Origin of the sequence: Nitrosomonas sp. Nm132 (genome assembly GCF_900100485.1) — a bacterium.
GTDB lineage: Bacteria > Pseudomonadota > Gammaproteobacteria > Burkholderiales > Nitrosomonadaceae > Nitrosomonas.
In genome coordinates this window covers 1-2,785 of the sequence record NZ_FNDH01000099.1, presented here as the reverse complement: position 1 = coordinate 2,785, position 2,785 = coordinate 1, and the positions used below count along the sequence as shown (strand labels likewise).

3 protein-coding genes and 2 pseudogenes are annotated in these 2,785 nt (G+C 45.9%); 1 reads left to right on the top strand and 4 read right to left on the bottom strand.

The genetic code is table 11. The annotated features are described in order from the left end of the window. Positions 1-196: 196 nt before the first annotated feature. A pseudogene (locus tag BLP80_RS14685) lies at positions 197-517 on the bottom strand (IS21 family transposase); the annotation flags it as partial. Positions 518-567: 50 nt separating this feature from the next. Between BLP80_RS14685 and BLP80_RS14680 the strand changes: the two are divergent. Further along, positions 568-1,209: an IS982 family transposase gene (locus BLP80_RS14680; protein ID WP_218120473.1), complete on the top strand. Its 642-nt coding sequence runs from the start codon at positions 568-570 to the stop codon at positions 1,207-1,209. Positions 1,210-1,277: 68 nt separating this feature from the next. Here the strand turns inward: BLP80_RS14680 and BLP80_RS14675 are convergent, their stop codons facing one another. The 3 genes and pseudogenes from BLP80_RS14675 to BLP80_RS16460 form a co-directional block, all read right to left on the bottom strand. Further along, positions 1,278-1,562 (bottom strand): helix-turn-helix domain-containing protein, encoded by a 285-nt coding sequence (locus tag BLP80_RS14675; RefSeq protein WP_090544471.1) that lies wholly within the window; start codon positions 1,560-1,562, stop codon positions 1,278-1,280. Continuing rightward, positions 1,559-2,443, bottom strand: a complete 885-nt coding sequence (locus BLP80_RS16465; protein ID WP_256325130.1) for a tyrosine-type recombinase/integrase — start codon at positions 2,441-2,443, stop codon at positions 1,559-1,561. Before BLP80_RS16465 ends, BLP80_RS14675 begins: the two co-directional genes overlap by 4 nt. Before the next feature lie 54 nt (positions 2,444-2,497). Continuing rightward, positions 2,498-2,689 (bottom strand): annotated as a pseudogene (locus tag BLP80_RS16460) (site-specific integrase); the annotation flags it as partial. Between the last annotated feature and the right edge of the window lie 96 nt (positions 2,690-2,785).

Sequence of the window (2,785 nt, the reverse complement as noted above, 5' to 3'; positions counted from 1 at the left end):
AGGCTACACGTACGGAGCCGGAACTGGCCGCTATCTACCAGGCGCTAAACTTAGATCCGCTAGCAGGAGGAGTTATCAAGACATACGTATAAGCTTGATGTAACAGAAAAAATCAAATGTAGTGCCTTACGATCATTTTTTCCTTGTAACATCATGATTGTTATGGTTTTTTAAAATATGATGTTAAAGATGGGTTAACATAGTTGCGTACGATGGTATAACCACCAGTAAAGCCGTGTTCTTCACGCAATCGCTCCAGTATCCGTATCGCAGTATGGCGTTGCTTGGAATGAACTTGTTTGTCAGCTTCCAGAATGGCATCAATGATGCCAGTGAATCCAGCTAGCTTAGGGGAAGCGGGTTCTCTCTTGCGTCGGTAACCCGGCGGCACTGCATATTGGCACATCTTCTTGACAGTCTTGCGGTGAACTCCAAAATATCGCGCAACTTCACGCTCACTTCTGCCTTCCACCATCACCGCTCGTCGAATCCTTACATATAGTTCCACTGTATACATCCTCATCGCCCTTCACTTCATGCTCATCGCATCAGCTTACAGGCTTCAGATTGGTACACTATTACTCCGCGATTGCCGCAAAATTTAGTGCGCCTCAGTGGTGCATTTTTACACCGCTATTTACAATTGATTCGACCAAGATCAGTGTGTGCCACAATCGCCGCATTTGGTCGCATAAAGTGATGGCAGAGTTTGCTGCCCGGGGAAAGACGAGCGTGGATTGGTTTTATGGGTTCAAGTTGCACTTGGTCATTAATGACCAAGGGGAATTGCTGGGAGTGAAAATCACGGCGGGCAATATCGACGACCGTGATCCGGTGCCTGAGCTGGCACACTCTTTGTTTGGGAAACTATTTGGTGACCTGGGTTACATCTCTCCGCCGCTCTTTGAGCAACTCTGGGAGCAAGGCGTACTGCTCGTTACCAAGGTGCGTAAGAACATGAAAAACAAACTATTGCCATCGTTTGACAAACTCTTGTTGCGTAAACGCTCGGTCATTGAGACTGTCAACGATCAATTGAAAAACTTCTCACAAATCGAACATTCCCGCCATCGCAGCCCATTTAACTTCTTTGTTAATTTGATAGCCGGGCTAGTGGCTTACACTTTCCGCATTAGATTTTCTCAGGTTCTTCCAGCCCCGTGGTGTGATGATTTTAATGTCGAACTCACGTTAACCAATCATTTCTGAAAGCTGCGTATATCAAGACTTGTAGAAGGAACGCGCGACAAATTGTACTTTTTGTCAAAGAACGCCATTTAGGTTCCAGGTTGTTCAAAAGAGATCTTGAGGTGTGTGCCAGTGGCTTCTGCAATACGTTGCAGCGTTTTTATCGTTGTGTTATCTGCTCCACTCTCAAGACGTGCAATAAGTGATTGTTTAGCTTTCAACCGCTTAGCTAACTCAGATTGTGTCAATCCTGCCAGATTCCGGGCCTCAATAATTGCAGAAGAAATTTCAAATTCCTCAGTAATTGCCTCAAAATCAGCTTTGTAACTTGGGTCATTAAGCCACTTTCTGTGGAGTTCATTTACTTTAGTCATTGCTCAATCTCCTGTGCTCTTTTTAGAGCTAGCTTGATTTCTCTGCGAGGCGTTTTTTGCGTTTTCTTTACAAAAACACGTACTACGATTACTCGTTTGGGTTTGACTGTTACATACAGTGCGCGAGAAATTTCATCTTTGCTTTTCATACGAATCTCCCATAAAACATCTTCAACATGTTTTATATAAGGCTCGCGCACATTATATAAGCCATGTGTCTCAATCAGTTGACTGATCCAAACAAACCTCGCCTTCATATCAGTGGGCAAGGCTTCAAGCTCTTCATCAACGGTAACCTTAAACGTTGGACTATCCTCTGGCAGCGTTTTGCGATGATCATAAATCCTTGTAGTAGCAATATTGGCATGACCCAGCCACTCCTGCACCTTGGCAATATCTGCCTGATGATCGAGCGCATTGGTCGCTGCTGTGGCGCGTAGCGAGTGCGCACCGATCTTAAAACCCAGTTTTTCAGAATAGGCCCGCACGATCTTATAAACCGCATCCGGGGTAATCGCCTTTTGTGAGCCCTGAATCCGGTTGTTGCTGACTGAACGAAACAGGAAACCCGTATCTTCCAGGCCGTGTTCCGCAGCATCCAGATATTCATGAATGAGTCCACTGGCGGCCGGGTGCAACGGCACATAACGCGTTTTGCCGCCTTTGCCGGATACTTTTAGATGAGGAACGCCGCGGCGTTCCTGCTTGAAATCTTTAATTTTTAATCGACACAATTCATCACGCCGCAGTGCATGATAGAGCAGGGTGGCCAGTATCGCGCGATCACGCTTGCCTTTGATCGTCGTGCCATCCGGTGCTTCCAGTAGTTGACGTGCCTGATGGTCGCCCAATGCCGGCGTTTTTCCTTCATAACTTTCCACCGCGGGCCGTTTAACACCCTTGACGGGATTATGGGTCACGGTGTTTCTCTCACACAGATATTCAAATAAAGAGGATAGGGCAGCCAGGCGATGACGGATACTCATGCCACTTAATGATCGATTCACCAGGTCATCACGCCAGGCAATAATATGGGCACGGGTTACCATCCTGAATTCTTCCGGATGCTGAATGCCTGTGAAATTCATAAAATCCTTTAAGGCATTTTCATAAGCGCGCCGCGTTTCTTTAGAAGCTGTCTGGCAAAACGATTTCCATTAGAATCAAGGATTTTTTGATAGTAAGCTAAGAGATGTCATACAAAACGGATATAAATGATGAGG